Genomic DNA, 25948 nt, shown 5'->3' on the forward strand with positions numbered 1-25948 from the left:
CACAATGTAAAGCTCATTTAAGGCTTGATATCCTTTTGGCAGGGCTTATTATATCGGTTATCCTGACGCCAAAGCTGTCGTCGATTACCACTACTTCACCTTTAGCGATCACCTTTCCATTCACCAGGACGTCTACCGGCTCACCGGCCATCTTATCAAGCTCTATCACCGAACCGGTGGTGAGCTCAAGAATTTCCTTGACAAGCTTACGCGTCCTTCCCAGTTCCACCGATACCTGCAAAGGCACGTCCAATATCAGATCAAGGTTGCTCTTGCCTCCACTTGTCGGCTTTTCTTCCAGAGGCTGAAACGAAACAGGCTGGACATTTATAGGCTTAGCCTTAGGGGTATCATAAGAATCTCGTTGCTCCTGTAACCTGCTAGAATTTTGCGGGGTTTGTGATAGCTCACTATACAAAGAAACAGCACTTGATTGCTGCTCGACTGTTTGGTGCGTTGTTTGCTGATCGTATCCCCCCAGCAAATTGCTCAGCAGCTCCTTCGCAAAGTCAATGGGCAACAGCTGCATTATGTAGCTATCGATAAGCCCCTCGACCACCATCTTAAAGTTGATCCGGACTATGGGCTCATCGGATTTAAAAAGGGTATACGGGAAATCGCTGGTAAAATCCATAACAAACGTGTTGGGCGGCGATATCAAAATGCTCTTGTTGAACATGGTGGACAATGAAGTACAAGCAGAGCCCATCATCTGATTCATCACTTCACCTATAGCGCTTAAATGCAGGTCACTGATCTCGCCCTCAATATTGGTACCGTCTCCACCCATCATCAGATCAGTGATAATCTTGACGTCCCTCTCCTGCATGATCAGGATGTTGGTCCCTTCCAGCCCCTCGGTGTACTGTACCTCTGCCGCTATAAAAGGAATGGGATACTGCTTTGCAAGCTCTCGAATAGTGGTTATGGTGACCTCAGGGGTGGTGATTATCACTTTCTTGCCAATCAGAGTCGAAAGGGTGGTTGCGGCCGTGCCCATGCTGATATTACCTATTTCTCCCAAAGCGTCGATCTCTTCCGGGGCAAGCTGCTGTGATGGCTGCATTACAATAGCCTGATCCCTCAACAGAGCGTCTATTTCTTCCTGAGACAGCATATCGTTCATGTCCATGGTTCAAACCTTTCCCCCTTCTTTACATATACTGGTGATTTGAATAGCCAAGTTGTTCTTTTTCAAGCCCACAACCCCCCAAAATTTTTTGACACCGCCAACATAGACATCGATATCCTCGTCGACCTTCTTGTCCAGCTTGATCACATCCCCTTTCTGAAGCTCTATGAGGTCTCTGATGGTAATGCTGGTCTCCCCCAGTACCGCCTTTAACTCAACCGGGGTGGTCTCTATCTGAGAAGCCAGCAACTCATAGAATTTTCGCTCGTTTTCTTCAGCAAGCTTTGTAGAAAACCAGTGCTTGGAGCTCAACTGCTGTATGATAGGCTCAATCACTAAGTAAGGGATGCATATGTTCATCATTCCCTCGACGTCTCCGATGTGCGCATCAAGGGTTACTATGGCAATGGACTCGTTTGGCGAAACCAACTGCGCAAACTGGGCGTTTGTTTCTATGTGCTCCAGGGTGAACTCAGCATTGACGATGTTGGCCCACGAGCTGTTCATTATAGGCAAAAGCTGTTTTATTATCCTTTCGATCAGCACGATCTCGATCTCGGTAAAATCCCTGACTTTCTCAGGAGCCAGTCCCAGCCCGCCCAGCATGCGATCAATTATGGCATACACGACATTGGGCGAAAACTCCAGTATTATAGAGCCTTTCAGTGGCCTGAATTCGATGATTCCCAGGACAACAGGGTCAGGGAGTGAATTGATGAACTCGCCGTATGTCTGCGGTTCCACCGACACCAAATCTATCTGGCAGTATGTACGCAGAATTCCCGAGAAATACGATCCCATAAGCCGTGCAAAGTTCTCGTGTATGATCTGGAGGGTACGAAGCTGATCTTTGGCAAACTTCTTGGGCCTTCTGAAGTCGTATACGCTTATCTTTTTTCCGGGCGTTTCTTCTTTGATCTCGTTTATGTTTACCGCTCCCGCCATAAAAGCTGCCAGGAGCTCGTCAATCTCTCGTTGCGACAGTACTTCAGCCACCAAAACGTACCTCCCTTATCCCTTACTGCATCACAAACTCGTTGAAATATATGCCAGTGATGGTATCGATCTTCAAACTTTCCCGTAAATCCTGTTTTATTCGATCTTTCAAAATTTCCTGGATATCGCTGCGCTTCATGTCTTCCTCTGAAACATTTCTCAGTATCGATATGATCCTGTCCCTTACCTTGTGCAAATTCTTGTTTAAGACCTCCACGTCCTTCTGGTTTTCAACCTCTATGGATATATCTGCCTTTAAATAGGAATCGCTGTCTTTTAAATTGGTAATAAAAGGCTGGTCATCGTGAAACACGAAAACCTCTTTCTTTATATCGTCCTTATCATCCTTTTGAGCGCCATTGGCTGGATTTGATGGATTCAGCATCAAATACAATATAAACCCCATTCCAACAAATGAAATCGCAAAGAGTGGTACAATGATTGCCAGCAATTTCTTCATATTCATAGCACCACTTAACCCCTTTACTCTATAGTTTGTGCATTGTTTACGTTGATGGCCTTTACAATCTGTACATCCACTCGCCTGTTTTTGGCCCGTCCTTCTTCGGTCTCATTGGAGGCTATGGGATAATACTCTCCGTAACCCTCACCCGACAGCTTATTGCCGGGAAAACCATGCTTTTCCTGAAAATACCTTACCACTTTTATGGCCCTGTCCACCGAAAGTTCCCAGTTTGTAGGATAAAACACCGTGTTTATCGGCTGAGTATCGGTATGCCCCTCGATGCGCACCCTATCAATCTGGTCAACGTAATTGAGCAGTATCTTAGCAATCCTGTCAAGTATTTCCTTGGCTTCAGGTTTGAGCTCGGCCTTGCCTACATCAAACAGCACATAATCCTTGAAGCGGATGAGGATTTCGGTCTGAGTCGGCGAAAGCTCCAGCTGTGCTGGAATTTTATTTTGAGCTATATACTGGCTCATCTGCTCATAAAGCTTTAAAAACGGGTCAACCTGCCCAGTATTTTTCTGATTTTCATTGTTCTCTTCCATCTTATCCCCAATTAGCTCTGACAGGTCGACAGGTGAGGTACCTTCTTTGTCCACCTTAGGCACATCGTCGATACTGGAACCACCTTCTAAAACCCCAATGCCTTCCCTCAACGACTCAACCAGAGCTTCCCACTTTTGCATGTCTATTATCGAAAAAGAATACAGCATTACGAAAAACGTCAGAAGAAGAGTCACCATATCCGAATACGTAACAAACCATTCAGCGATTCCGCCGCTTGACTTTTTTCTCCTTCGTTCTCTTTTCATTTCATTCCTCACCTGCGGTTGAATTGTCGTTTAAAGCCTTCCTCTCCTGGGGCGATAAAAACGCTTTAAGCTTTTCTTCAATAATCCTGGGATTTTCTCCTGCCTGTATGGAAAGTATGCCCTCCAGCATGATCTCCTTGTAGAGCATCTCCTGCGCGCTCCTGTGCTTAAGCTTATTGGCAGTCGGGGTAAAAAATAGATTTGCCAGTATGGAACCATAAAATGTGGTAACCAGCGCCACCGCCATATTGGGTCCTACCGAAGAAGGGTCATCCAGCATCTTTAGCATGTTTATGAGGCCTATAAGGGTTCCAATCATTCCAAACGCTGGTGCCAGCGAGGCCATGGTTTCAAAAATAGCCTGGCCCTGGCTGTGACGCTCTTCAATAAAGGTGAGCTCGGTTTCCATTATGTTTCTGACAAGTTCGGGGTCAGTGCCATCAACGATGAGCAGTATCCCCTTCTGCATGAAGGGCTCATCCAGTTTATAGGCAGCCTCTTCAAGTGCCAGCAGCCCTTCTTTCCTAGCAATATTAGCCAGATCTATGATCTGGCGTATGATTTCGTTGGGGTCCTTGGCCTTGGTAAAAAATAAATTTTTGGTAACCTTTAAAACCCCTATGATGTTCTTTATAGGGTAGGATATAAGCGTCGCAGCAAAGGTCCCGCCCAACGTGATCATTATGGAGGGCGCATCATAAAAATTGCCCAAGTCCCCCGACATCAAAATTCCTGCAACGATAAACGATATACCGGCTATAATTCCTGCCAGAGTAGCTATGTCCATATTCATCATTCACCTGCCAATTCCTCATTCCTTTGAACAAAACCGAAAATTTGCCGTTTAAAGGTTACAATGCGCTGAATTACCTCTTCCACTTCTTCCCTGACCACTACTTTTTTGTCGTTTGTCAGGGTTATTACCGTATCGGGCGTCTTTTCAATATATTGGATCAAATCGGGGTTTATGTAGAATTCCTCACCGTTCAAACGCGTCACCTTAATCAAGAGCATACCCCCATTCAAAGGTTCAGGTTCACAGCCAGAAGCCAATACCCGGCTGTGAACCTAAACTAGCTTTACCTCTTCATATTAACCAACTCCTGCAGCATCTCGTCTGCCACAGTAATAATCCTCGAGTTGGCCTGAAATCCCCTTTGCGCTACTATCATATCGGTAAATTCCTTAGCAAGGTCCACATTAGACATCTCCAGCGCACCTGCAATAATTGTACCTCTACCGCCAACGCCCGCTCTTCCATATACTGGATATCCGGAATTGGTGGATTGCTGGTACAGATTATTGCCCACTTTGTTCAATCCTCCCGGATTATTGAAAGTGGCGATGGCCAGCACGGCATCCTCCCTGGACTGGCCGTTAGTGTAGTACCCTATCACGCGGCCTTCAGAATCGATGCTTATCGAATTCAATATCCCGGCAGCATATCCCGTCTTCGTAGCCTTGACAGTGGTGGCATCCGCATACTGCGTAAATTTCATTGGGTCAAACTGAATATTTTCTCTCCTCAAAAAGATGTCAGCCGCGCCAGAAACCGCGGGGTTCATTACTATGGTGATATCGGAATTCATCAAGGATTGCACCAGTCTACCGTCTTCGCCAAATATCAGAACGCCATGGGCTTGGCCGGCAGGGATATCTTCAACCCCATTATTGTCCCAGTCATACCCAGGAGCTCTGCCAGGCACGCTTGCATCTACATCCACCATGGGAACGACATGGCTTACAGCAAAATCGTTGTATTCAATGTAAACCGTATTTCCGGCTGCCAGGTCATCGCCAAATGCTACCTGCACTGAGGTGCTGCCGTCCACCAGAATCACAGCCTGACCCGAACCTAGAGTAGTCCTGAGATTATTAAACTCGACTGGATCATTGACAATCGTGAACTGATACTGGTTTATGCCACTTGGCGTCTCAACTGATAATGACCTGATATCATGCGCATATAAAATAGGCCTGTTTGCTCCTCCAATAGTAACAGGGTCGCCTGCCAATGTATCCCCTACAACCTGATTAACGGTATAAGTTTCAGCCCCGCTTTGCGGTGCAGGTACAATTTTCCACGACCAAACGTTGGGAGCCTGCTTTGTAAATATATAGTTAAGCTTGTGTTCGTTACCCAGCGAATCAAATACACTGAAGCTATATTGTATTTCATCACCGACAGCAATGTTGGCATCTAGGTTCCCTTCAAATTTAATCATGTCAGTAGCTTTTGCCGGCATCGAGAGATTCGATAGATTGATGGGGCCAGGCGCGCCGGTTGTATCCACATACTGTGCTCCCGTCGTCGGATCTGTGATAAGTTTGCTCCACCCCAGTACTCTTAATCCTCCAGGATAAACCAGGCTCCCTAAGACATCTATGTCAAAGTTCCCTGCACGGGTGTAATACACGTTTGTCCCGTCTGAAACCATAAAGAAGCCTTCCCCGTCTATAGCCAGGTCAGTGGCCCTGTCGGTTCTCTGTACGCCAGTACGCGTATGAAGCACATCGATTGAACCCACAGATACGCCCAGTCCGATTTGCTGCGGATTCGTACCTCCCCGTCCTCCTGCCTGCGAGGGTGCAGAGGCGCTCCTGAGAGTCTGGTTCAAAATTTCCTGGAAGGTGACGCGGCTGGATTTAAAAGCGATGGTGTTGACGTTGGCGATGTTGTTACCAATGACGTCCATCTGAACCTGATGGACCCTCAAACCCGAAATACCCGAATACAATGACCTCATCATAACACAACAACCTCCTTTGGTTTATTTGCGCAGCTCATTCCATCTGTCGTTCAGGAATGATGCAGCCTCCCCAAAGGGGTCCGGCTACAGCACCACTGCGCCATCGATATTTGTAAAGATATTCTCCTTTATGTTCTCACCATCGACTGCTGTAACGACGGTCTTGGTGGGAACGTTGACTATAAATGCAAGATTGCCCATGAGCACCAGCGAATCCCGCACACCCTTCTCCCTGGCCTTTTCAATGGCCTGGCCAATCCTGTTTATCTCATCCTGCGACAGCCAGATATTCCTTTGCCTCATCCTGGTTTGAGCATGCTTGCTGAACTTGATGGCTTGCTCCTTCTGTACTGCTTCCCTCAGTATTTCATCAAAGCCGATATCTCTTATGCCGCTACCGCCTTTTTTTTTGAGAGAATCAGCTTGCGAAGTCCCTGATACCCTTCCAGAATAGACAAGGCGGTTACACTCAATTTTACTGCCATCCACCTTACTCATCTCCCTGTGTATCTGCCTCCTGAGAATAAATCTCCTTTACATCCTCCAAAGCGATATCGTATCCATTGACATGTAGGGTAACTTTACCGTTAACTAATGAGACGCTCTCAACTCTGCCGCGTACAGGGATAACCCCGGCCGAGTTCTCTGCCCTCTTCTCGGCATAAACCATCTTGTCTATCAACCCCACCGCCTTCATCGAGGTAAAATCGCTGCTCAAATTTTGCATGAGTTCCAAAGTGCTGAACTGTGCAAGCTGGGCGATAAATTCCCTATCCTCCATGGGGCGCAATGGGTCCTGATACCTCAGCTGCGTTATAAGGAGCTTTAAAAACGCGTCTTTGCCCAGATGATTGACGGGCTGTTTCTGATTTTTTACGATATCCGCTTGATTGTTTACGCCTCTCACATACATTTCTATACCTCCTTTTTACACAAGGCAGTCAAACCTATGATGGCCGTCGTAATACGCAGCGGGCTTGATGGTGCTGTGCTGTATCTCTACCATACCAACCCTTGCCCTCCTGGGTATCGGGTTTTCAAATCGCCAGCCATTTTCCACGTCATCCCGCCGCGGCTGCTGATAGCCCTGGCCGATGTTTACGTCAATATCTGCGAGGTTATAACCCTCCTGGGTAAGCAGCGCTTTAAGCTCCTGAGCATGCACCTGTATGAAATCCTTGACAGCATTAGATTCCACCGTGATTCTAACCGCCAGCGTTCCATTTTCCATGGCCACTTTTACGACCATCTTGCCCAGCTCAGGAGGCTTTAAACTCACTTCCATCTCCGACCGTTTGCCTGACAGCAAAACCCTTACCCTGTCAGCAATCTCCACCAGCGCTTCATGAAGGTTCAAAGGCCTTTCCCCAGATACAGTACTCATCTCATCGTCAAGCATCCGCAGCGGCTGCCCCACAGAGTATAATCGCTCTAAAGTATAGCCTTCCTGATTGTCGTTAAGGTCAAAGTATGAACCATCCTGAACATTATCTAAAGCAGCCACATCATCGTGTATGCCTTGCTGTATAGCATCTACACATGAAGCAAGAGATCCAGCGTTTACGCGCTCAACGGTGGTCTTCACGTTTATAGAAGAACCTTGGTACCGTGAAGCTATGCTCCCTAAGGAATCCAGGCCGCTGCTTTTAACATCGTCATCCTTTTTTAAAGCCATCCCATCTTTGATGTCTGCCACTGCTTCCTCAATGTACAATGAATCGTCATACGCTGGTGTGCCTAAAGCCTGAGATTCCTTCACAGCAGACTTTGCATCACCAGCAGGCATACCATATACAACGTTTAAGCCCTGCCCCTGTGCTTTAGCGCCATAAAATACTTTAAGCTTTTCTGTACCATTTGCTGAATGCAAAAGTCTGGATACATCCTGGTCAGGCACATCCCCGGTACCATCAACCTCTTCAAACATGGGATATACCTGCTTCAAAGAAGGCGCGGTTTGATCATCTGGGAAAATGCGTTCTTGAAGTGCTTCCGCAAACTCATGCGGAGCTGCATCCCCCAGCGCTTGACACCCGAGTAGGCATATAGGAACTTTTAATACCATCACCGTGGCTTTCAACAACACCTGGTTTGTAGATGACAGATTTTCAGATAAGGGCATTTCACTCCCTTGGGTACCGCCTGCTCCCCCAATATACGCGACTTGAAGCGGCATGAGGCTTTGCAGCATCAGGCCGAACTCGCCGGAACATCCTTCATCTGGCACAGCACATGAGCGCTTTTCTTTGGATTTAACGCTGCTTTGCAGGACACCCTGTATCAAAGCCATCTCCACAGCCTTCTCACCTCCTTTCGAGCCAGGTTTTATGCAAAAGCTGTAAACCTATTGTCCAGCCATTTGCCCGGTCAGATCTGCGGCCTTTTTGGAATCCATTGCTCCCAGTATCTCAGCGCTCTTCTCTTCCGGCATGTTTTTGAGTATCTGGATGACAAGAGAACTGTCTTCCATCTCGGATAAAATGGAGGCGGCCTGCTCTGCTTCCATATTCTCATAAACTTTGGCAATGTCCTTTATATCCTCAAACTGGGCAGACAGCTTCTGCTGCAATTCCTCCACTTCCTTTTCCTTTTGCTTAAGCTCCACCTCCCGTTGCTCCAATTCCTGCTGCTTACCCTCCAGCTGGCTCTTTAAAGCATTGAGCTGATTCTCAAAATTCTTCAGCCTGTTTTTTTCATCCTCAATGGCTTTTAGCTGCTGTAACTTGAGGCTTTCCTCTGACTGCTGATTGCCGGCAGCTTTAGAAGAAAACAACAATCCCACCACGACATCCCTCATACCGCCTACGTTGAAAAAAAGCAATAATCCTGAAGCGGTGACAACAAACAGCAGCAACACGACCATTACAAGCCATGCAGCACCGCTGGTGTTCGTCGCTAAATCATTGCCTGTGTTTCCCTTAATAACCCTGTCATACCTTGCCATTTATCAGTCCACCCTGTCTGTATATTTTATAGCCGGCGTATTCGTCCACTACCTTTTGATGTCTCTTTTCCATCTCCATGCGGTATTGGTAATACTGCCTCTCCTTCATCTCGCTCAACACGTTGACCTCCCTGACTAAACCAATAAGCCTGGCTTTTATGGCATCCAAATTATTCATTGCCTGGGCAACCACCTGCTCCTGAGATTTTATGCGCTTTTGAAGCGAGTCAGAATAAAAGGAGTACAGCTTGATATAATTCACAGTCGTACCCTTTGCAGTCAGATGTCCCATATCTGAGGTAACACCGCGGTATTCATCAAGCAGCTCCGACAATACCGCCAGCTGCCTGTCCAGCTCTTTTTGCGCTTTGGCATATTCTCCTTCAGCCTGTTTTTTCTTCAGCTCGTTTACCTTAAGCAAAACATCAAGCGAAAACTTAAACTTAGCCATACACCGCGTCTCCCCGCACAACAATCTTACAGACATCATTTTTCGGATACCCGCAATCTCACTGGCCGGCTATCCTTTCCATCCACCGGCGAGTATCCTCAAAATCAGCCTTTTCGTCTATGGCCTGCTGCAAAAATTCGGTTATCTGGGGCATCTTCTCGATGGCCTCATCCACCTCGGGATTGCTGCCACGGCGATAAGCACCTATATTGATGAGATCCCTGGCTTCCTCGTAAGCCGCCATCAGCGCCTTTATTCTGCCCGCCAGCTGCATATGGCTTTTGTCCACAACATCGGGCATTACCCTGCTCACGCTGCCCAACACATCAATGGCGGGATAGTGGTTCCGGTTGGCTAACCTTCGCGACAGGAGTATATGCCCGTCTAGTATCCCACGTACCGCATCGCTGATGGGCTCATTGAAGTCATCGCCATCCACCAATACAGTGTACAGGCCGGTTATAGAGCCCATCTCCCCGTTGCCCACCCTTTCCAGCAGTTTGGGCAATATTGAAAACACCGATGGGGTGTATCCCCTGGAAACCGGCGGCTCGCCTATGGCCAACCCCACCTCCCGCTGAGCCATGGCAAAGCGCGTTAGGGAATCCATCATCAGCAGCACGTTTTTCCCCTTCTCCCTGAAAAACTCGGCTATGGTGGTGGCAACAAAAGCCGCCTTCAGGCGCATCAGCGGCGGTTGATCCGATGTGGCAACCACTATGACGGAACGCTTAAGCCCCTCTTTTAGGTCTTTTTCTATGAATTCCCTGACCTCCCTGCCCCGCTCGCCTATAAGGGCGATGACGTTAACTTCGGCCAGGGTATTGCGCGCAATCATCCCTAGCAGGGTGCTTTTTCCCACGCCACTTCCTGCAAATATCCCCAATCTTTGGCCCTGTCCGCAGGTCAGCAATCCGTCTATGGCCCTTACTCCCAGCACCAGCGGCTTTGAGATCCTCTGCCGATTTAGAGGATGCGGAGGGACATTTTGAATATTGGCCCATCTTTCAGGTTCCACCGCAGCGCCTCCGTCCATGGGATTGCCCAGGCCATCCAGTATTCGCCCGATCAATTGGCTGCCCACGGCAACCGTAAATGGCCTGCCGGTAAACACCACCTTGCTGCCCGGCCCTATGCCGTTGAGCTCCCCATATGGCATGAGCAGTATCCTGTCCTTACGAAAACCAACTATCTCTGCAGGGATGTACGCGGTTTCCTTTGTGTTGTATACATGGCATATTTCCCCTACTTCTCCAGCGGGCGCTTCGGCTTCTACAGTAAGCCCGATAACCTGCACCACCTGCCCGGTACACCTTATAACCTCAATCTCGTTTACCATATCCCTGTATTTTTTAAGCGAGATGTATGCCATGTCAACGTCCCACCAGAACTGCTTCAATCTCTCTTAAACGGGCATCAATGCTGCCATCGACCATACCGCTGCCTGTATCCACCACGCAGCTTCCAGGGCCCAAAAAATCATCCTCCACGATATCCATATCCTCAATATGATGCAGCTTGGACAAGAAGCGCTCCTTAAGGCCGGATATCCTTCCGTAATCATGCTTGCTCACCCTAAGCTGCACCTTTACTTTGCCCTGGATTTTCCTAAGCGTTGATTCAACTACATGGGCCAAAATCTCATCATCCGTCTCCAGACGGTCATATATGACCCGTTTGGCGATATCCACTGCCAAAGCCACCAGGTCTTGCTCAAACTGTTGGTAAAGCGCCTCCCTTTCCCTTATAATCTCTTCCTTTATGCGCTGGACCTCATCGATTTCGAATAAAAACTGTTTTTTTGCGTCTTCCAGCCCTTTTTGAAAGCCAGCCTGGAACCCTGCCTGGAATCCAGCCTCTTTTGCCTGCTCCTTTATTCTTTGAGCCTCCCTGGTCGCTTCTGCTATTATTGCCTTCGCTTCCTCCTGGGCATTGCCTCGAATGGCTTCAGCATCCCGCTTTGCCACTTCCACAAGGCGTTCAACAGGCTTTACCGCTTGTACAGCAATATCCGAAGTATCCCTGCCAACCTCAAATTGCATCTTCTTTTGCAACGTAAACCGGCTTTCGGGGTTCAAGCAGATGCTGTGGGATTTGAGCACGTTAGACAATGATCTCATCACCGCCTCCCCGTGATATTATGATCTCGCCGGCCTCTTCAAGCTGTCTGATGATGTTTACAATCTTCTGCTGAGCGTTTTCCACATCCCTGAGCCTTACCGGCCCCATGTATTCCATGTCTTCCTTTATCATCTCCTGCAGGCGCTTGGACATATTGGCAAATATCACCTTTTTGACTTCTTCGCTGGCTCCTTTAAGCGCCAGCGCCAGGTCGCTGTTGTCGACCTCACGTAGGAACCTCTGTATGGAACGATTATCCAGCGTAACGATATCCTCAAACACAAACATCCTTCTCCTTATCTCTTCAGCTAATTCCTTGTCCCTCAGCTCTAGATTTTCCATTATATACTTTTCTGTACCTCGGTCAACCGACAGCAGTATATCCACCAAAGCCTGGATTCCGCCGGCATTTGTAAAGTCGGCTGTAAGCATCGAAGAAAGCTTTTTCTCCAGCACCCTCTCCACTTCTTTTATGACATCTGGAGAAGTGCGGTCCATGAGCGCTATCCTGGTAGCCACCTCCACCTGCTTTTCCTGAGGCAACGCAGAGATTATGGCGGCTGCTTGCTGTGGGCGCAGGTAGGCCAAAACGAGGGCTATGGTCTGTGGATGCTCGTTCTGTATAAAATTCAGGATCTGTGCTGGCTCAGCCTTTCTTATGAAATCAAAAGGCCTGACCTGCAAAGACGAGGTCAGCTTGTTTATTATCTCCAAGGCCTTCTGGCTGCCCATGGCGCGCTCCAAAATCTCCCTGGCATACTCGATACCGCCTTCAGATATGTAATTCTGAGCCAGGCATAACTGATAAAATTCCTCCATTACCTGGTTCTTAACTTCGGCGTTCACCTTGGATAGATTGGCTATCTCCAGGGTCAACTGCTCGATTTCATCCTCGCTCAAGTGCTTGTATATCTCGGAGGCCTTTTCTTTGCCAAGGGCTATGAGCAAGATTGCAGCCTTTTTACGGCCTGTTAACATCCCTCTCTCGGTAGGCATACAAATTCCCCCTACTCCTCGCTCAGCCAGTTGCGCAACAGCTGCGCCACAGCTTCAGGCCGCTCAGTCGCCAGCCTTTCAAGCTGTTTTTTGATCTCGTCGTGCTCATCGTTCAACTCCAGTTCGGATATAGCCGGCTGCTGGGTTTCTTGAGCCAATATCTCCTGGGCAGTGGCGGCTTCTAGCCGTATGCGGCGCGAACGCATGCGCATCGCCAACACAGTGGCTATGGCAACCGCTAAACCTACTGCCAGAGGCACTGCCCAGTACTGCCCGCCTATCCTTTCAACTTGACGCCGCTCAAAGCCTTCAAGCAGCTGCTCCTGCAACGAGGTATCAAATTTCATATTTTGCACCACCACCCTTGAAACATCAGTCCCAACAGCGGCTGCCACCAGCTCTTTAACCTGCCCAAGGATTTGTGGGTCTAAGGACTCGTTGTCTATGATAACCGAGATGGAGAGGTCCTCCACCTTTCCCTGCTGCTCCTCCAGGATTTCCTTTATCTCATTTACTTCATAATTGATTATCTCATGCGTCTTGTCGTATGAACCGTTTTCAGCGCCTTCAAGTTCGGGATACTGAGTGGTGTTGGAGGTCTCGCCCACAACACCTTCAGGTATCGCATTTCTCACCTTTTCCCTCAAAACCTCGCGGCTGGCTATTATCCCATCCTCGTCAAACACCGGTTCAAACCTCACCGACTCGGTGGTCTTCTTATCGAAATTCAGCTTGACGTTTACAGTAGCAACAACCTTCTTGTAGCCGAACACCGGCTCCAGCAAGCTGATGACCTGATCCCGTATACGGTCCTCCAGCCGGTGTTCCAAGTCAAACTGGGAGCCAACCATTTCTTCCTCTTCGGCTTGATTACCTGTCAAAACGTTCATATTTGTATCTATAACGGTGACGTTCTCCTCTTTTAAACCGGGTACGCTCTTGGCCACCAAACGCACTATGTTGTTGGCCTGAGAAGGGGTAATGCTATAGCCCGGCTTGGTCTTAATGATTACCGAAGCCGTTACAGGTACCTGTTGGCTCTTCAGTACAAAAGTATCGTTTTCGGGCATTGCAATGGTCACAACGGCATCCTCTACCCCATCCAAAAACTTGATGACCTGGCTTAAACGCTCCTGCAGCTGCATGATGAGCAAAGCCCTTTTTTCATCATCTGTCTGACCAAAATTGCTGTTTTGCAGGAATATATCATAGTTGAAGCCCGTTTTGGGGTATCCTTCGCTTGTGAGCTGCATCCTCACCTCTACTTCCTTATCCTTGGGAACCAATATGGTGGACGTTCCTTCCACCTTTGGCTCAACGTTGAGCTCTTTTAACTTGGAGTATATCTCCGCGGTCTCTTGACTGTCCAAGCCGCTGTAAAGCACCACGTACTCCTGCCGCGATAAAAGCAAAGCAGCAAGCACTATGATCAACAACAACGCAATTGCAATGATGATAAAAGCCTTCTTTTGTGCGCTGCTCAACTTTTCCCAACACTGGTTTAATTGTTGCTTTATGGTGTCCAGTGCCGACGCCATTTGATCCCCGCTTTCCTAGTGCCTATTATAATTTCAGCAGGTAACATATGACTGTTCCCTGCTGTTCAGCCTGCTTTGAAAGCCGTCGTCATTTAACAACATTTATCTCCATATTACATAAAATTACCAGACAAATAAATCGGTCTTTCGACCTATTTTTCGTGTATATTATCGAACTTTATCGCCTGTGGTACTTTACAGATTGAGAAATGAAATCATATCTGCATGCGCATAATTTCCTGATAAGCCTCCAGCAGCTTGTTCCTGACCTGGAGGGTAAACTGGAGTGCGATATCGGCTTTTTCAGCATCTATCATGACCTTGTGGAAATTTTCCACCTGGCCAGTGGCCAGAAGGTAATTGTTGTATGTATTGATCCTCTGCAGCTGCTGTAAATCCGAAATGGCTTGCCTCATAACATCGCTAAACGACAGGTTCTGGTGTTGTTTTTTTAAACTGCTTGATATTCCGGCAACATTTTTAGAAGCAGTAATGGAATCTACCTGCATAAACGCTCACTCCTCCTATCTACCGATCTCCAGGGCTTTCATGGCCATATTCTTGGACGCATTAAAAGCGGTGACGTTGGCCTCGTAGGAACGCGTGGCTGAAATCATATCAACCATCTCTCTGAGAATTTCCACGTTTGGCATCAGCACATACCCATCTTCATCGGCATCGGGATGGCCCGGGTCATAAACCCTCTTGAAAGGCGTGGGGTCACCCTGAATCCTAACGGCTTTAACCCCGCCGCCTGAAAAGGCCTTTATGCTCTCCTGGAGATACTGACCAAATGGCTTAGTATCCTGCTCTTCCCTTACCACCACCACTTTTCGGCGATAAGGCTCGCCGGTTTCTGTCCTCGTGGTCTGAGCGTTTGCAATGTTTTGAGCGATCACATCCATGCGTAGCTTATTCAGCGTAAGGGCTGAAGCGCTTATGTCAAACGCCCTGAACATCTTTTACCTCCTCCCCTCGTTTATGACCATCTTTAACTTGCGAAACTCGCCAGATATCTTTTGTACCAGCGCATTGTACATGATGACATTCTTGGCCAAACTGGTCATCTCCTCATCCATATCAACGTTGTTGCCGTCTTCTCTCATCTGTGTACCATCAGTGCGCACAACTTGCGGCCTCACTTGGTCAATAGAACTTACCCCTATATCAAGGTGCTTAGGCCTTGTCCTTTTGCCCTTCAATGTACTGGCCTCAAGGGCTGATTTCAGCTCCTCCTCGAATTCAACCCTGTATTTTTTATAGCCGGGGGTATCAGCGTTCGCAATATTGTGAACTATGACTTCATTTCGCAGCCACGAAGCGTCCAAGGCCTTTTCTAAAACGCCCATATGGGAAAAAAGCCTGTGAAGCAATCTTCATCACCTACCCAACCACAATTATCCAACAACATTTATCAACTATATTCGATAAAAAATCACAAAATCCTTGTTAAAAACAAAATTTTTATAAAAATAAAAAGCGCATTTTGTAAATGCGCTTTTTATGAGTTACTATTCGGGTTTTATCTGTCTTCTTCCTCATCCTCAAAAAGCTCTTCTTCATCGTCATCAAACGCTTCCTCTTGACCGATAACCTGGAGAAATGCCTGGAATACTTCCTCCAGTTCTTCTTCATCTTCAATGGACACGTATATGTCGTTCCCCTCATCATCCTGTTCTACCCTGAGGATGACCACTCCACCCTCATCAGAGTCAAGCTCATCCTCCTCTTCCATGGGCAGCAACACCATGTATTCCCTGTCACCGAAATCCAGGGTAAGCAGATGTTCAAACTGCACAACCTCGTTGTTCTCATCGATGAGCTCAATTACATTGGATTCCATTTCCATAAAATCAACCTTCTTTCTTTTTGTTATTTAAATAATCCAGATAACTTTGAAGAATGAGCACGGCTGCTATCTTGTCAGCCTTTTGCTTCCTCCTGTTACGCCGAACCCCTGCATCGATCATCAACCGGTGGGCTGAAAGCGTAGTAAGCCTCTCATCCCAGTAAACAATTTCTCCCGAATATATATCTTTGAGCTCCTGGACGAATTGCTTCACCTTTTCAGCCTGGGGACCCAACGTACCGTTCATGTTTACAGGCAGGCCAATCACTATCTTCTCAGGATTGTATTGTTCCAATATGCTGCACAGGCTTGAAAACAATTTGTCCTTGCTGGATTTTTCAAGGGTCTGAAGCCCCTGCGCGGTCCACCCCATCGCGTCACTGACAGCCACCCCTATGCGCTTATCGCCTACGTCAAATGCCAGTATCCTCACAGGCCAATCCCTTTCCCCATATTTCATATTACTTTTATTGCCAACTCCGGGCAAACGCTTCCGCAGTAGCCACAAAGCACGCACCTTTCATGGTTAACCTGTGCTTTGCCTTCCTTTCCAATGGTCAAAGCACCTTGCGGGCAGCGAGCCACACATCTGCCGCATCCAGCACACCAATCCTGTATAAACAGCTTCCTCTTATAGGATTTCAAAATCATTTCCAGATTATGCGGTATCTCTCCAGTATCAAAAAAGCTGACGTTAGCGTATACCTCTTCCAGCCTCTGCATCCCTATGGCAATGGAATGGACGTATGGAAAATCCAGCACATACCTCAAAGCCTGCTTCAGCTCAGAAATAAGGTGTCCTCCTCCTAAAGGCTTCATGGCGTATATGCCTTTCCCGTTCCTGTAAGCCAGCTCGATTGCGGCTGTCATGTCTTCTAGTGTACCATCCACTATGCCCACTCCACGGTAGTTGAGTATGGGGTGTATCACATCGATCTCCTCCATGACGGCTGCTGCTTTGACTGCCGCCACGTAATGGGTGGATATCCCCACCGCCCGTATAACCCCTTGCTGCTTTTTAGCAATAAAATATTCCAACGCCTCCCTGTGACCCTTTAGGGTAAGAGGACCTTCCTGTTCATGGAGCAGAAATATGTCTATATAATCACGCCCTATCCCCCTCAAAGCCTTTTCCAAAGTCTCACGGGCGGTCTGAGCATCATAAGCATACGATTTGGATGCTATTACAAGGTCCCTGTGCGACTTTAAAACCTCGCGTATATAAGTATATGTGCCGTACAGGTCTGCCGTATCGATGAAATTGACCCCCAGCTCCACAGCCTTGCGTATGACGGCTGCTCCTTTATCCAAAGGAAGGTTCCTCTGTAAGGGACCTATGGTCAGGCTTCCAAAACACAGCTTGGACACCACAATCGGCGTATTGCCCAGCCTGTTGTACTGCAAGAACGCTGCCCCCCTATCTATTGCGGTTATGTTCTATATAGAATCGGAGCAGCTCCTCCAGCAACTCATCCCTTTCCAGCTTTCTTATGATGGAACGAGCGTTTCTGTGGCTGGTTATATAGGTGGGGTCACCCGATATAAAATATCCCACCAATTGATTTATGGGGTTATAGCCTTTTTCCTCCAGCGCTTGATAAACGCTGAGAAGGATATCCCTAGGGGTCTCAGACACCTCTTTCTTGAGCTTGAACATCATGGTTTCCTGAGGATCGCCATTCATACAATATATACCTGCCTTTTAAGAGGAATTCTTCACAGTCTATCATACTCTATTTTGTATCTTTTTTCAAACATAAAATGGTCATCTTCTATTTAATTTATACCCAGCTGCTTTGCCAGCAAAACGCATACCTGATCTAAAGCTTCCTGCACCTTGCCGGCATCCTTGCCCCCGGCCTGGGCCATATCAGGGCGTCCACCGCCACCGCCACCTGCTATTTTAGCCACTTCTCGCAGCAAATTCCCCACATGGACTCCCTTGGCCACAGCATCCTTGGTGGCCCCGGCAGCAAAGTGCACCTTGCCGTCCTTTACGGTGGCTAGCACCACAACGCCCAGCTTTATTCTATCTTTTACAACATCAACCATATCCCGCAAACCTTCCATGTCCTGACCTTCTACGCTGGCAGCAATGCACTTTACGCCGCCTACATCCCTGCCCGACTCAACCAGCGAGTCCACAAGGCTTGAGGCCAATTTGGCACGCAGTTGCTCAATCTCTCTCTCCTGCTCTTTAATCTGCGCAACCAACCCTTGTATTCTACCTTCAAGGTCAGAGGGATTGGTCTTAAGCTCCCTGCAAATATCGCCTATAAGCCTCTCCTGATTCAAAATATGGTTGTACACCTCAAAGCCGGTTATGGCTTCAATTCTCCTTACACCGGCCGCAACCCCCGATTCGCTGAGTATCTTAAACATCCCTGCCTGACCGGTATTGGTAAGATGCGTTCCTCCGCACAGCTCAATGCTGAAATCCCCTATTCTGACAACACGCACTATATCCCCGTACTTCTCTCCAAACAGCGCTATGGCTCCCATCTCCTTGGCCCGGTCAAATGTGGTCTCAACCACCTCGACAGGGATGGCCTCCATGATTTTCTGGTTGACCAACCTTTCTATCTTGAGTATCTCCTCGCTGGACAAGGCCGAAAAATGCGAAAAGTCAAAGCGCAATCTTTGAGGGGTCACCAGAGAACCTGCTTGTTCCACGTGCGGTCCCAAAACCTCCCTGAGTGCGCTGTGCAACAAATGGGTAGCCGTATGGTTACGGGCAGCCGCCAATCTTGTGTCCTTATCCACTACAGCCTGTACAACGTCACCCTGCTTCAAGGTTCCAAAGAACACCTTACCGTAATGTACCACCTTGTTGCCAAACAGCTTCTTTACGTCGCGTATCTCCATCCTTCCATTGTCCCACAGGAGCACTCCTTGGTCGGCCACCTGTCCGCCGCCTTCGGCATAAAAAGGAGTTTGATCCAATACCACCGCTATCTCCTGGCCCTCGGCAGCGCTTTCAACTCTGGCCTCGTCTTTTATGATGGCCAATACGCGGCTCTGACTCTCAAGAGCGTGATACCCCACAAAATTGGTTGAGGCATCCGCATCAATCAGCTTGTATATATTGCTGTCCATACCCATATAATCGGTTACGCGATGAGCTGCCCTGGCCCGTTCCCGCTGAACCTCCATCTCCTGCTGAAAGCCCTGTTCGTCTACCTCCAGGCCTTCTTCCTGCAAGATCTCCCTAGTCAGGTCAAGGGGAAAACCGTAAGTGTCGTACAGCTTAAAGGCCTTTGAACCGTCTAGTACCTTCTGACCCCGCTGTTTCAGGTCATCTACATACTCTTTCAAATAGGCCAATCCCTGGTCAATGGTCTCCCTGAAACGCTCCTCCTCTATCTGTATTATCCTTAAAATATAATCCTCTCTCTGCTTGAGCTCGGGATAGGCCTGGTGAGATTGCTTTATGACCGTTTTGGCCAGCTGGCTCAAGAAAGGCTCTTCTATTCCCAGCAGCCTGCCGTGGCGCGCCGCTCTCCTCAAAATCCTGCGAAGCACGTACCCGCGCCCTTCGTTGGAAGGCAGTATTCCATCACCCACCATGAACGTGGTGCTCCGTATGTGATCGGTTATAACTCGCAAAGACACATCGGTTTTGTATGACTTCCCGTATTCAACCCCAGCAATTCGGCTGACGTGTTCGAGTATATCCTTTATGGTGTCGACTTCAAAGAGGGAGTCCACCCCCTGCATTATGGCAGCAATTCTCTCAAGGCCCATACCGGTGTCTATATTGGGATGCGGAAGGGGATGATAATTCCCTTCTTCATCTTTGTTGAATTGGGTAAATACCAGATTCCAGAACTCCACAAACCGGTCGCAATCACAACCAGGGCCGCAATCGGGGTTGCCGCACCCTTTGTCCAACCCTCTATCGAAGTATATCTCCGAACACGGACCACAGGGCCCTGTACCTATCTCCCAAAAGTTGTCTTCCTTTCCCATCCTCACGATTTTATGCTCGGGAAGCCCAACAACCCTGTGCCAGATTTCAAATGCCTCATCATCCTGCTCATATATGCTGACCCACAGCCGCTCTTCTGGCAGCTTCAAGTCCTGAGTGACAAATTCCCATGCCCACTCAATGGCCTCTCTTTTGAAATAATCGCCAAACGAGAAGTTGCCCAGCATCTCAAAGAATGTGCCATGTCTGGCTGTCTTGCCCACCCTTTCGATGTCGGGGGTGCGTATACACTTCTGGCACGTGGCAATCCTCTTTTTAGGAGGCGTTTCCTGCCCTGTAAAATAGGGTTTAAGCGGAGCCATGCCGGCATTTATGAGCAAAAGGCTCTTGTCCTTCTGTGGAATCAGCGGAAAGCTCGGCAGTATCAGGTGATCCTTTCCCCTGAAAAACTCTAAAAATCTTGTCCTTATCTCGTTAAGGCCCAGTTTCTTCATTTATGTACTCCTCCTCGTAAAACAATTAAATAAGCGTCTCCCCCTACCGCAGGAGCGGGACGCATCTTCAGGTCCTCTATCCTACTAAAAAGCTAAAAAAATGGCAAATTCCGTCCTAATCCTGCTATTTACTCATGATTATATAGAACCCCAGATGTTTTGTCAATTATATCAAATCCTACTTTCAAATTCGTTGTTCATTCGACTTTTTAAGCCCTAGTGTGATACTGTAACTATGCTCAGATATATGTTTTTCAATATAACCCGTATTATGAGCACCACCGGCACAGCCAGAAGCATGCCCGTTATTCCAAAAAACATTCCGCCAATCCATAAGGACAATATTATATAAACAGGATGGAGCCCCACGTGGTCACCCATGATTTTGGGCGTGATAAAGCTGCCTTCCAGCTGCTGAACTGCTATCATCACCACTATAGCCCAGATTATCTTTGATGGCGCATTCAGTGCGGTGATCACCATAGCTGGCACTGCTCCCAGCCACGGCCCAAAATAAGGGATTATCTCAAATATGCCAGCCACAATTCCCAGGATCAAGGCATAAGGTATTCCGATGATAAGAAAGCCAAGGGTGGTAAACACCCCTATCACAAGCGATACGATAATCTGGCTTCTTATAAAGCGATTGAGTATGTAATGGACCTCCGAGAAGGTGCGCATTATGCCCTTTCTGTATCGGATGGGAATGATGCTAACCATCAATCTTGTGAAATACTTCCTGTCCTTTAAGAAATAAAAGCTCAACACAGGAATCATGAACAGTTCAGATATACTGGATGCACCATCCATAAACCTTTCGAGGGTATCACGCATGATCCCAATCAGGCGTCTCTGTACACCCTCTATGGTTTCTTCCATGGCCTGCTGCACACCATAAGGTAGCCCCATATTTTTTAGCCGCGATTGAAATCCAGCCGCAAACCGCTTCAACTGATAGGCATATTCTGGGATATACTCGCTCAAGGAAATCACCTGCCTTATAAAAGGCGGCACAACCAGAAATCCAATAGCAATCAGCACTAGGAACAAACTGCCAAATAGCACTATTATCGCAACATTTCTGGGCATAAACCTTTCCAGCCATTCGCTTACTGGCACCAGAATATAGGAGATCATTGTTGCAAAGAAGACGACGCGAAATACGCTGGATAATTTCTCCCAATGGGAGACCACGATAAACAACAAAATGAAAAAAAATAAAAATACCAGTCCAAACATGATATAACTCCTGTAAGCCTTCACCTGTCAGCCTCCACCCTGTTTTAATATTTAAAAATAGGCCCGTTTCCGGGCCCATTGCTTATCTCCTTTCCTTCATTTCTGACAACATATTAGCCATTATCTGAGAAGCATTGTCCATAATATTCTTACTATTGCCCCAAAATTTTCGCCTCATCTCGTTGTCCTTACCTGGCATAAAAAGCATGCTTGCTGCAATGCCTACCATGCTTCCCGCTATAAAACCCCTTAAATACTTATTCATCAGTATCCCACTCCCTTCTTCCTAATTTTATTTGATATCCAGTAAAGCTTTAATTCCCCTGTTGTATGCCTTTATCTGCTGAGTCTGTTCCATCGATACAATCACCGCATCTTCGCTTATACTGTTGGATGCGTCATATGGCAGGATATACCGCCCTTCTAAAAGGTCGTCGATGAGACCCCTGGAGATTTCAAACCCTTCTATTCTGCCATCGTTTGGGTCAAGTATTATATCGCTGATAAGCCCTAATTCCTGCCCATCTCCCCTCAAAAGCTGGCGTCCCAGAATCCTGTTTCCATACTCTTCGTTTCCTTCTATGGGCAAACCTCCAGCCTGCCCATCATTTTGCAGGGGCTCATCTACTATAACCGCATGCCTGCCTATGGTCCGCACTCGTTCAAGAGGAATATGCTTCTTCCTTTCCACAAAACCCTCACTTGACACCAGCAACCCTTTTATCTTTTGCTGCCCGGGTTTAAATATTATATCTGCCACAACACCCATCTTTTTGCCCGTCCTTGAGGATATGACAGGCAACCCCACAAGCCACCCTCTTTTCATTCCCCGCAGCATTTTCCAAGCATCCCCATTGGCATCAACCCCATTTTTGATTTGCTATGCATTCTTATTATCCCTCAATGTTTAAAAAAAGATGACATGAGCGATAATTATAATTTTTGGCAAAAAATAAGCCGGCATTGAGCCGGCATTTATGCAATCATTAAATTATAACTTTATGAAGCTTACCCTCAAAACGTTATCCAGCATCTCAATTTGCTTCAAGGCCTGAGGACTGACTTCCTGGTCCACGTTGAGCACCATCAAAGCCTTGCCTTCCTTGCGGTTCTGGCTGACCCTCATGGTCTCAATGTTGACGTTTTCATTGCCAAGTATAGTACCTATCTTGCCTATAACCCCTGGCCTGTCGTAATTCTGGATGACCAACATATACGGAGTGGGCTCGAAATCCACCTCGTATCCACCGAAATTGACTATCCTTATCTCATCCTTTCCAAATACGGTACCGGCAAAGGTGACCTGCTTCTTGCTGTTGGTGACTTTTACTGTTATCAAATTTGTGTAATGGTCCACCTCGCTCCTGATGCTCTCGATCACCTCGATGCCCCTGTCCTTTATAAGCATTTCCACATTTACGAAGTTAACCCGCTCCTCTATGATAGGCTCCAGCAGCCCCGATAGATACGAAAGCGTTATTATCTTGGTCTCCTGCTTTGCTATATCTCCGCTGTATATGATTTCAACCTTTTGCACCGGAAGTTTTTCTGCGCGATAATACAGCCTGCCCATGATTTCAGCCAGCTTCAGGAAAGGCGATAGGGCGTGTATATTGTGAACGTGAAGCCCGTGCAGATTTACGGCATTGACGATGTTCCCTTTTAGCGCTTCGGATACCTGCTTTGCGATCTCCAACCCCACGTTTTCCTGAGCTTCCTCGGTGGAAGCTCCCAGGTGGGGCGTATATATCACGTTTTCAAGCTCCAGTAGCTTATGGGAAAAATCAGCACCGCCGGGCATCTCCTTGGGTTCCTTCTCAAACACGTCAATGGCTGCGCCGGCGATCCTGCCGCTCTTCAATGCGTTGTATAGAGCCTCTTCGTCCACCAGTCCACCGCGGGCGCAGTTGATGATCCTCAAGTTGGGCTTTGCCATAGCAAGCTCCTTTTCGCCGATTATGCCTACCGTCTCATCGGTCTTGGGAAGGTGTATGGTTATAAAATCGGCCACCTTCATGACTTCTTCGATGGAGTTCAATCGCTTAACACCCAGCTTCTCAAACCTCTCATCGGTTATATAGGGGTCATAACCCATAACGTTCATGCCCAGTGCTTTGAGCCTGGTTGCCACGTTGGAACCGATTCTGCCAAGGCCCAGTATCACAACCGTCTTGCTATAAAGCTCCACTCCCTTGAACTTGCTGCGGATCCACTTACCGCTTTTTAAAGTGGTGTATGCCTGGGGGATGTTTCGCGCTAAAGCCAGCATCAAGGCGATAGTATGTTCGGCGGTGGATACGTTGTTGCTCTCTGGAGTGTTTACAACTATGATTCCCTTTCGCGTGGCAGTTTCAATGTCTATGTTATCCACGCCGGTACCGGCACGGCCAATCACCCTGAGGTTAACCCCTCTTTCTATGACCTCGGCGTTTACCTTTGTAGCGCTCCTCACGATGAGCGCATCGTACTCCCCTATGCACTCAAGCAACGCCTGGGGGGTAAGGTCTGTGCGCTCATCAACCTCAAAATCCTTGCGCAACAGCTCAATGCCGCACTTTGCTATCTTTTCGGTTACCAGTATCTTCATCAAAACCATCACCTCACATCTTCAGTGTCTTCAGAGCGGCCGTCACGCCAGTACCCAACTCCAGCTTGTAACCTGCCTTGAGCAAAGACAATTCCAAAGCGGTAATGGTTTTTAAAAGGTCAAATCCATCCACATAGCCCATGTGGCCGATGCGCATGATCTTCCCTTTAAGGTGCTGCTGTCCACCCGTTACCATTATGTCGTACTGCAGATTCATGGTCTTTCGCACCTGGTCTATGTTTATCCCTTCGGGCGCCTTGATGGATGTGATGAGGTCAGAGGCGTATCTCTCATCGGCAAACAGCTCCAGCCCTAAAGCCTTAATTGCAGCCCTGCATGCCTCAGCCAAATTCCTGTGCCGTGCAAAGATGTTCTCCAGCCCTTCCTCAACTATCATGTCCAGCGATTCGCTGGCGGCTATCACCAAAGATACCGCGGTGGTGTAGGGTGTGGTGTTGTCATTCAAGGACTTCCTATATGCAAGAAAGTCAAAGTAGAATTTGGGCAGTTTGGATTTTTCAATAGATCTCCAGGCTTTCTCGCTCACGCTTACAAACGCCAACCCAGGAGGTAACATCAGGGCTTTTTGCGAACCGGCAATCACCATGTCAATTCCCCATTCGTCGGTTTTGACCTCCATCCCACCCAGAGAGCTTATGGCATCCACGATATACAGGCAATCACGGCCTTTGAGTACCTCTCCAATGCCCTTTATATCGTTTGCCACGCCGGTGGACGTCTCGTTGTGGGTCACAAAAACTCCTTTTACGCCGTCGCCTTCTGGGCTGTCCAGGAATTTCTTTATCTCTTCTGGGTCAGCCCCACGTCCCCATGGAACGCTTATCACTTTCACGTCCAATCCAAAGCGAGTGGTTATCTTGACAAACCGATCGCCAAACACCCCTGTGCTGACCACCAGTACCTTATCCCCAGGGGAAAACGCATTGGCTACCGCAGCTTCCATACCGCCGGTCCCAGATGATACTAGCGTAAGCACGAGGTTTTGGGTCTGAAACACCTTCTTGAGGCTTTCGTTCATCTTGACAAAGTAGTGCTCAAACTCCTTGGTGCGATGGTGAATGATCTGCCTTGCCATGGTCTCTCTAACCCTATGGGGAATCATGGTAGGCCCTGGAGTCATGAGTAACTTGTCTTTCCTCATTTACCATTACCTCCTCATTTCAAAACTTTTATAAAAATTTAAAAACCCGTCCTTGCGAGCCAAGGACGGGAATACCTTCACGTGGTGCCACCTTGTTTCGCCCGGGAACATCCGGGCCTCATTTGCGGATAACGGCCTTTGCCGGCATTGGTTATTTCCCAACCGACTCCGAGGTGGATTCAATAGGGCCGCCTTGGCAGCTCGCACCAACCGCTACCTCTCTGGACAGGCTTGCTCCCCATTTACTATTCCTCTTCATCGTCTTTACCATTTTAAATTTTATCGTTAATTTTACAACAAATTTTACGATATGTCAATTACTTTTGGCCATGAACTACCAATTGCATATTTTTGGTTCGTTGTAAAATTAAATGCAACACCTAAAAAATAGTAGAACCATAGTGAGAAATCCTGTATGATATAGATATCCAAAATCACTAAACATACAAGGGGGTCTCACTATGGCTCAACATAATTGTA

The 25948-nt window shown here is 47.7% G+C and carries 29 protein-coding genes and 1 other annotated feature; all 29 genes read right to left on the reverse strand.

From position 1 onward, the window contains the following. Positions 1–13: 13 nt before the first annotated feature. Positions 14–1126, reverse strand: a complete 1113-nt coding sequence (fliY, locus tag KVG29_RS08315; protein ID WP_252227814.1) for a flagellar motor switch phosphatase FliY — start codon at positions 1124–1126, stop codon at positions 14–16. Between the two features lie 9 nt (positions 1127–1135). Then, entirely contained in the window at positions 1136–2128 is a 993-nt protein-coding gene (fliM, locus tag KVG29_RS08320; protein WP_252227771.1) for a flagellar motor switch protein FliM, read from the reverse strand. 22 nt (positions 2129–2150) lie between these two features. After that, a complete protein-coding gene (locus KVG29_RS08325) occupies positions 2151–2588 on the reverse strand; it encodes a flagellar basal body-associated FliL family protein (protein ID WP_252227772.1) in 438 nt (145 codons plus the stop codon). A gap of 23 nt (positions 2589–2611) precedes the next feature. Beyond that, positions 2612–3409 (reverse strand): OmpA/MotB family protein, encoded by a 798-nt coding sequence (locus KVG29_RS08330; protein WP_252227773.1) that lies wholly within the window; start codon positions 3407–3409, stop codon positions 2612–2614. Between the two features lies 1 nt (position 3410). After that, positions 3411–4196 carry a motility protein A gene (locus KVG29_RS08335; RefSeq protein WP_252227774.1) on the reverse strand — a complete coding sequence of 262 codons (786 nt, stop codon included), beginning with the start codon at positions 4194–4196 and terminating at the stop codon, positions 3411–3413. 5 nt (positions 4197–4201) lie between these two features. Continuing rightward, positions 4202–4417 carry a flagellar FlbD family protein gene (locus tag KVG29_RS08340; RefSeq protein WP_252227775.1) on the reverse strand — a complete coding sequence of 72 codons (216 nt, stop codon included), beginning with the start codon at positions 4415–4417 and terminating at the stop codon, positions 4202–4204. Between the two features lie 71 nt (positions 4418–4488). Next, positions 4489–6159, reverse strand: coding sequence for a flagellar hook protein FlgE (locus KVG29_RS08345; RefSeq protein ID WP_252227776.1), 1671 nt, complete (start codon positions 6157–6159; stop codon positions 4489–4491). An 84-nt stretch (positions 6160–6243) separates the two neighbouring features. After that, positions 6244–6648 (reverse strand): TIGR02530 family flagellar biosynthesis protein, encoded by a 405-nt coding sequence (locus tag KVG29_RS08350; RefSeq protein ID WP_252227777.1) that lies wholly within the window; start codon positions 6646–6648, stop codon positions 6244–6246. Between the two features lies 1 nt (position 6649). Next, positions 6650–7072 carry a flagellar hook capping FlgD N-terminal domain-containing protein gene (locus KVG29_RS08355; protein ID WP_252227778.1) on the reverse strand — a complete coding sequence of 141 codons (423 nt, stop codon included), beginning with the start codon at positions 7070–7072 and terminating at the stop codon, positions 6650–6652. A 15-nt stretch (positions 7073–7087) separates the two neighbouring features. After that, a complete protein-coding gene (locus KVG29_RS08360) occupies positions 7088–8449 on the reverse strand; it encodes a flagellar hook-length control protein FliK (RefSeq protein ID WP_252227815.1) in 1362 nt (453 codons plus the stop codon). Positions 8450–8503: 54 nt separating this feature from the next. Beyond that, on the reverse strand, positions 8504–9103 hold the full coding sequence (locus tag KVG29_RS08365) for a MotE family protein (RefSeq protein WP_252227779.1): 600 nt from the start codon (positions 9101–9103) through the stop codon (positions 8504–8506). After that, positions 9090–9554 carry a flagellar export protein FliJ gene (fliJ, locus tag KVG29_RS08370; RefSeq protein WP_252227780.1) on the reverse strand — a complete coding sequence of 155 codons (465 nt, stop codon included), beginning with the start codon at positions 9552–9554 and terminating at the stop codon, positions 9090–9092. The genes KVG29_RS08365 and fliJ overlap by 14 nt, the downstream gene beginning before the upstream one ends. A 58-nt stretch (positions 9555–9612) precedes the next feature. Then, the gene (fliI, locus tag KVG29_RS08375; protein WP_252227817.1) at positions 9613–10926 is read right to left on the reverse strand and encodes a flagellar protein export ATPase FliI; all 1314 of its coding nucleotides are present in this window, start codon (positions 10924–10926) and stop codon (positions 9613–9615) included. Between the two features lies 1 nt (position 10927). Further along, on the reverse strand, positions 10928–11674 hold the full coding sequence (locus KVG29_RS08380) for a FliH/SctL family protein (protein ID WP_252227820.1): 747 nt from the start codon (positions 11672–11674) through the stop codon (positions 10928–10930). Beyond that, positions 11658–12671 (reverse strand): flagellar motor switch protein FliG, encoded by a 1014-nt coding sequence (gene fliG / locus KVG29_RS08385; RefSeq protein WP_252227781.1) that lies wholly within the window; start codon positions 12669–12671, stop codon positions 11658–11660. The genes KVG29_RS08380 and fliG overlap by 17 nt, the downstream gene beginning before the upstream one ends. A gap of 11 nt (positions 12672–12682) precedes the next feature. Then, entirely contained in the window at positions 12683–14209 is a 1527-nt protein-coding gene (gene fliF, locus KVG29_RS08390) for a flagellar basal-body MS-ring/collar protein FliF (RefSeq protein WP_252227782.1), read from the reverse strand. A 215-nt stretch (positions 14210–14424) separates the two neighbouring features. After that, positions 14425–14718 (reverse strand): flagellar hook-basal body complex protein FliE, encoded by a 294-nt coding sequence (gene fliE, locus KVG29_RS08395; protein ID WP_252227783.1) that lies wholly within the window; start codon positions 14716–14718, stop codon positions 14425–14427. A gap of 15 nt (positions 14719–14733) precedes the next feature. Then, complete coding sequence (gene flgC / locus KVG29_RS08400; protein ID WP_252227784.1) at positions 14734–15168, reverse strand: flagellar basal body rod protein FlgC; 435 nt, start codon at positions 15166–15168, stop codon at positions 14734–14736. Between the two features lie 3 nt (positions 15169–15171). Further along, positions 15172–15558 (reverse strand): flagellar basal body rod protein FlgB, encoded by a 387-nt coding sequence (gene flgB / locus KVG29_RS08405; protein ID WP_252227785.1) that lies wholly within the window; start codon positions 15556–15558, stop codon positions 15172–15174. A gap of 173 nt (positions 15559–15731) precedes the next feature. Then, positions 15732–16058, reverse strand: a complete 327-nt coding sequence (locus KVG29_RS08410) for a DUF1292 domain-containing protein (RefSeq protein ID WP_252227786.1) — start codon at positions 16056–16058, stop codon at positions 15732–15734. A 4-nt stretch (positions 16059–16062) separates the two neighbouring features. Beyond that, positions 16063–16491 (reverse strand): Holliday junction resolvase RuvX, encoded by a 429-nt coding sequence (gene ruvX / locus KVG29_RS08415; protein ID WP_420840544.1) that lies wholly within the window; start codon positions 16489–16491, stop codon positions 16063–16065. Positions 16492–16514: 23 nt separating this feature from the next. Beyond that, complete coding sequence (locus KVG29_RS08420) at positions 16515–17462, reverse strand: aldo/keto reductase (RefSeq protein WP_252227788.1); 948 nt, start codon at positions 17460–17462, stop codon at positions 16515–16517. A gap of 13 nt (positions 17463–17475) precedes the next feature. Continuing rightward, the gene (locus tag KVG29_RS08425; RefSeq protein ID WP_420840543.1) at positions 17476–17742 is read right to left on the reverse strand and encodes an IreB family regulatory phosphoprotein; all 267 of its coding nucleotides are present in this window, start codon (positions 17740–17742) and stop codon (positions 17476–17478) included. Between the two features lie 92 nt (positions 17743–17834). Then, positions 17835–20480, reverse strand: coding sequence for an alanine--tRNA ligase (gene alaS, locus KVG29_RS08430; protein WP_252227789.1), 2646 nt, complete (start codon positions 20478–20480; stop codon positions 17835–17837). Positions 20481–20696: 216 nt separating this feature from the next. Then, a complete protein-coding gene (locus tag KVG29_RS08435) occupies positions 20697–21743 on the reverse strand; it encodes an AI-2E family transporter (protein WP_252227790.1) in 1047 nt (348 codons plus the stop codon). A gap of 58 nt (positions 21744–21801) precedes the next feature. Next, on the reverse strand, positions 21802–21984 hold the full coding sequence (locus KVG29_RS08440) for a YtxH domain-containing protein (protein ID WP_252227791.1): 183 nt from the start codon (positions 21982–21984) through the stop codon (positions 21802–21804). Between the two features lie 27 nt (positions 21985–22011). Beyond that, positions 22012–22545 (reverse strand): PRC-barrel domain-containing protein, encoded by a 534-nt coding sequence (locus KVG29_RS08445; RefSeq protein WP_252227796.1) that lies wholly within the window; start codon positions 22543–22545, stop codon positions 22012–22014. A gap of 165 nt (positions 22546–22710) precedes the next feature. Next, entirely contained in the window at positions 22711–24306 is a 1596-nt protein-coding gene (gene serA / locus KVG29_RS08450) for a phosphoglycerate dehydrogenase (protein ID WP_252227799.1), read from the reverse strand. A gap of 13 nt (positions 24307–24319) precedes the next feature. Beyond that, positions 24320–25468, reverse strand: a complete 1149-nt coding sequence (locus tag KVG29_RS08455; RefSeq protein ID WP_252227802.1) for a pyridoxal-phosphate-dependent aminotransferase family protein — start codon at positions 25466–25468, stop codon at positions 24320–24322. Positions 25469–25526: 58 nt separating this feature from the next. After that, positions 25527–25736, reverse strand: a binding site (T-box leader). Positions 25737–25948 lie beyond the last annotated feature (212 nt).

The sequence above is a fragment of the Caldicoprobacter algeriensis genome (genome assembly GCF_023838525.1).
GTDB lineage: Bacteria > Bacillota > Clostridia > Caldicoprobacterales > Caldicoprobacteraceae > Caldicoprobacter > Caldicoprobacter algeriensis.

What these genes read in the sequence shown, in the direction of transcription:
- flgC (WP_252227784.1), bottom strand. Translation starts at nt 15,168, where the DNA reads ATGTTCAGGGCGTTTGACATAAGCGCTTCAGCCCTTACGCTGAATAAG.
- fliJ (WP_252227780.1), bottom strand. Translation starts at nt 9,554, where the DNA reads ATGGCTAAGTTTAAGTTTTCGCTTGATGTTTTGCTTAAGGTAAACGAG.
- KVG29_RS08345 (WP_252227776.1), bottom strand. Translation starts at nt 6,159, where the DNA reads ATGATGAGGTCATTGTATTCGGGTATTTCGGGTTTGAGGGTCCATCAG.
- fliG (WP_252227781.1), bottom strand. Translation starts at nt 12,671, where the DNA reads ATGCCTACCGAGAGAGGGATGTTAACAGGCCGTAAAAAGGCTGCAATC.
- fliF (WP_252227782.1), bottom strand. Translation starts at nt 14,209, where the DNA reads ATGGCGTCGGCACTGGACACCATAAAGCAACAATTAAACCAGTGTTGG.
- KVG29_RS08330 (WP_252227773.1), bottom strand. Translation starts at nt 3,409, where the DNA reads ATGAAAAGAGAACGAAGGAGAAAAAAGTCAAGCGGCGGAATCGCTGAA.
- KVG29_RS08440 (WP_252227791.1), bottom strand. Translation starts at nt 21,984, where the DNA reads ATGAATAAGTATTTAAGGGGTTTTATAGCGGGAAGCATGGTAGGCATT.
- KVG29_RS08335 (WP_252227774.1), bottom strand. Translation starts at nt 4,196, where the DNA reads ATGGACATAGCTACTCTGGCAGGAATTATAGCCGGTATATCGTTTATC.
- flgB (WP_252227785.1), bottom strand. Translation starts at nt 15,558, where the DNA reads ATGGGCGTTTTAGAAAAGGCCTTGGACGCTTCGTGGCTGCGAAATGAA.
- alaS (WP_252227789.1), bottom strand. Translation starts at nt 20,480, where the DNA reads ATGAAGAAACTGGGCCTTAACGAGATAAGGACAAGATTTTTAGAGTTT.
- serA (WP_252227799.1), bottom strand. Translation starts at nt 24,306, where the DNA reads ATGAAGATACTGGTAACCGAAAAGATAGCAAAGTGCGGCATTGAGCTG.
- KVG29_RS08360 (WP_252227815.1), bottom strand. Translation starts at nt 8,449, where the DNA reads ATGGCTTTGATACAGGGTGTCCTGCAAAGCAGCGTTAAATCCAAAGAA.
- KVG29_RS08455 (WP_252227802.1), bottom strand. Translation starts at nt 25,468, where the DNA reads ATGAGGAAAGACAAGTTACTCATGACTCCAGGGCCTACCATGATTCCC.
- fliI (WP_252227817.1), bottom strand. Translation starts at nt 10,926, where the DNA reads ATGGCATACATCTCGCTTAAAAAATACAGGGATATGGTAAACGAGATT.
- fliY (WP_252227814.1), bottom strand. Translation starts at nt 1,126, where the DNA reads ATGAACGATATGCTGTCTCAGGAAGAAATAGACGCTCTGTTGAGGGAT.
- KVG29_RS08325 (WP_252227772.1), bottom strand. Translation starts at nt 2,588, where the DNA reads ATGAAGAAATTGCTGGCAATCATTGTACCACTCTTTGCGATTTCATTT.
- KVG29_RS08365 (WP_252227779.1), bottom strand. Translation starts at nt 9,103, where the DNA reads ATGGCAAGGTATGACAGGGTTATTAAGGGAAACACAGGCAATGATTTA.
- KVG29_RS08425 (WP_420840543.1), bottom strand. Translation starts at nt 17,742, where the DNA reads ATGAATGGCGATCCTCAGGAAACCATGATGTTCAAGCTCAAGAAAGAG.
- fliE (WP_252227783.1), bottom strand. Translation starts at nt 14,718, where the DNA reads ATGCAGGTAGATTCCATTACTGCTTCTAAAAATGTTGCCGGAATATCA.
- KVG29_RS08355 (WP_252227778.1), bottom strand. Translation starts at nt 7,072, where the DNA reads ATGTATGTGAGAGGCGTAAACAATCAAGCGGATATCGTAAAAAATCAG.
- KVG29_RS08380 (WP_252227820.1), bottom strand. Translation starts at nt 11,674, where the DNA reads ATGAGATCATTGTCTAACGTGCTCAAATCCCACAGCATCTGCTTGAAC.
- KVG29_RS08410 (WP_252227786.1), bottom strand. Translation starts at nt 16,058, where the DNA reads ATGGAAATGGAATCCAATGTAATTGAGCTCATCGATGAGAACAACGAG.
- KVG29_RS08445 (WP_252227796.1), bottom strand. Translation starts at nt 22,545, where the DNA reads ATGAAAAGAGGGTGGCTTGTGGGGTTGCCTGTCATATCCTCAAGGACG.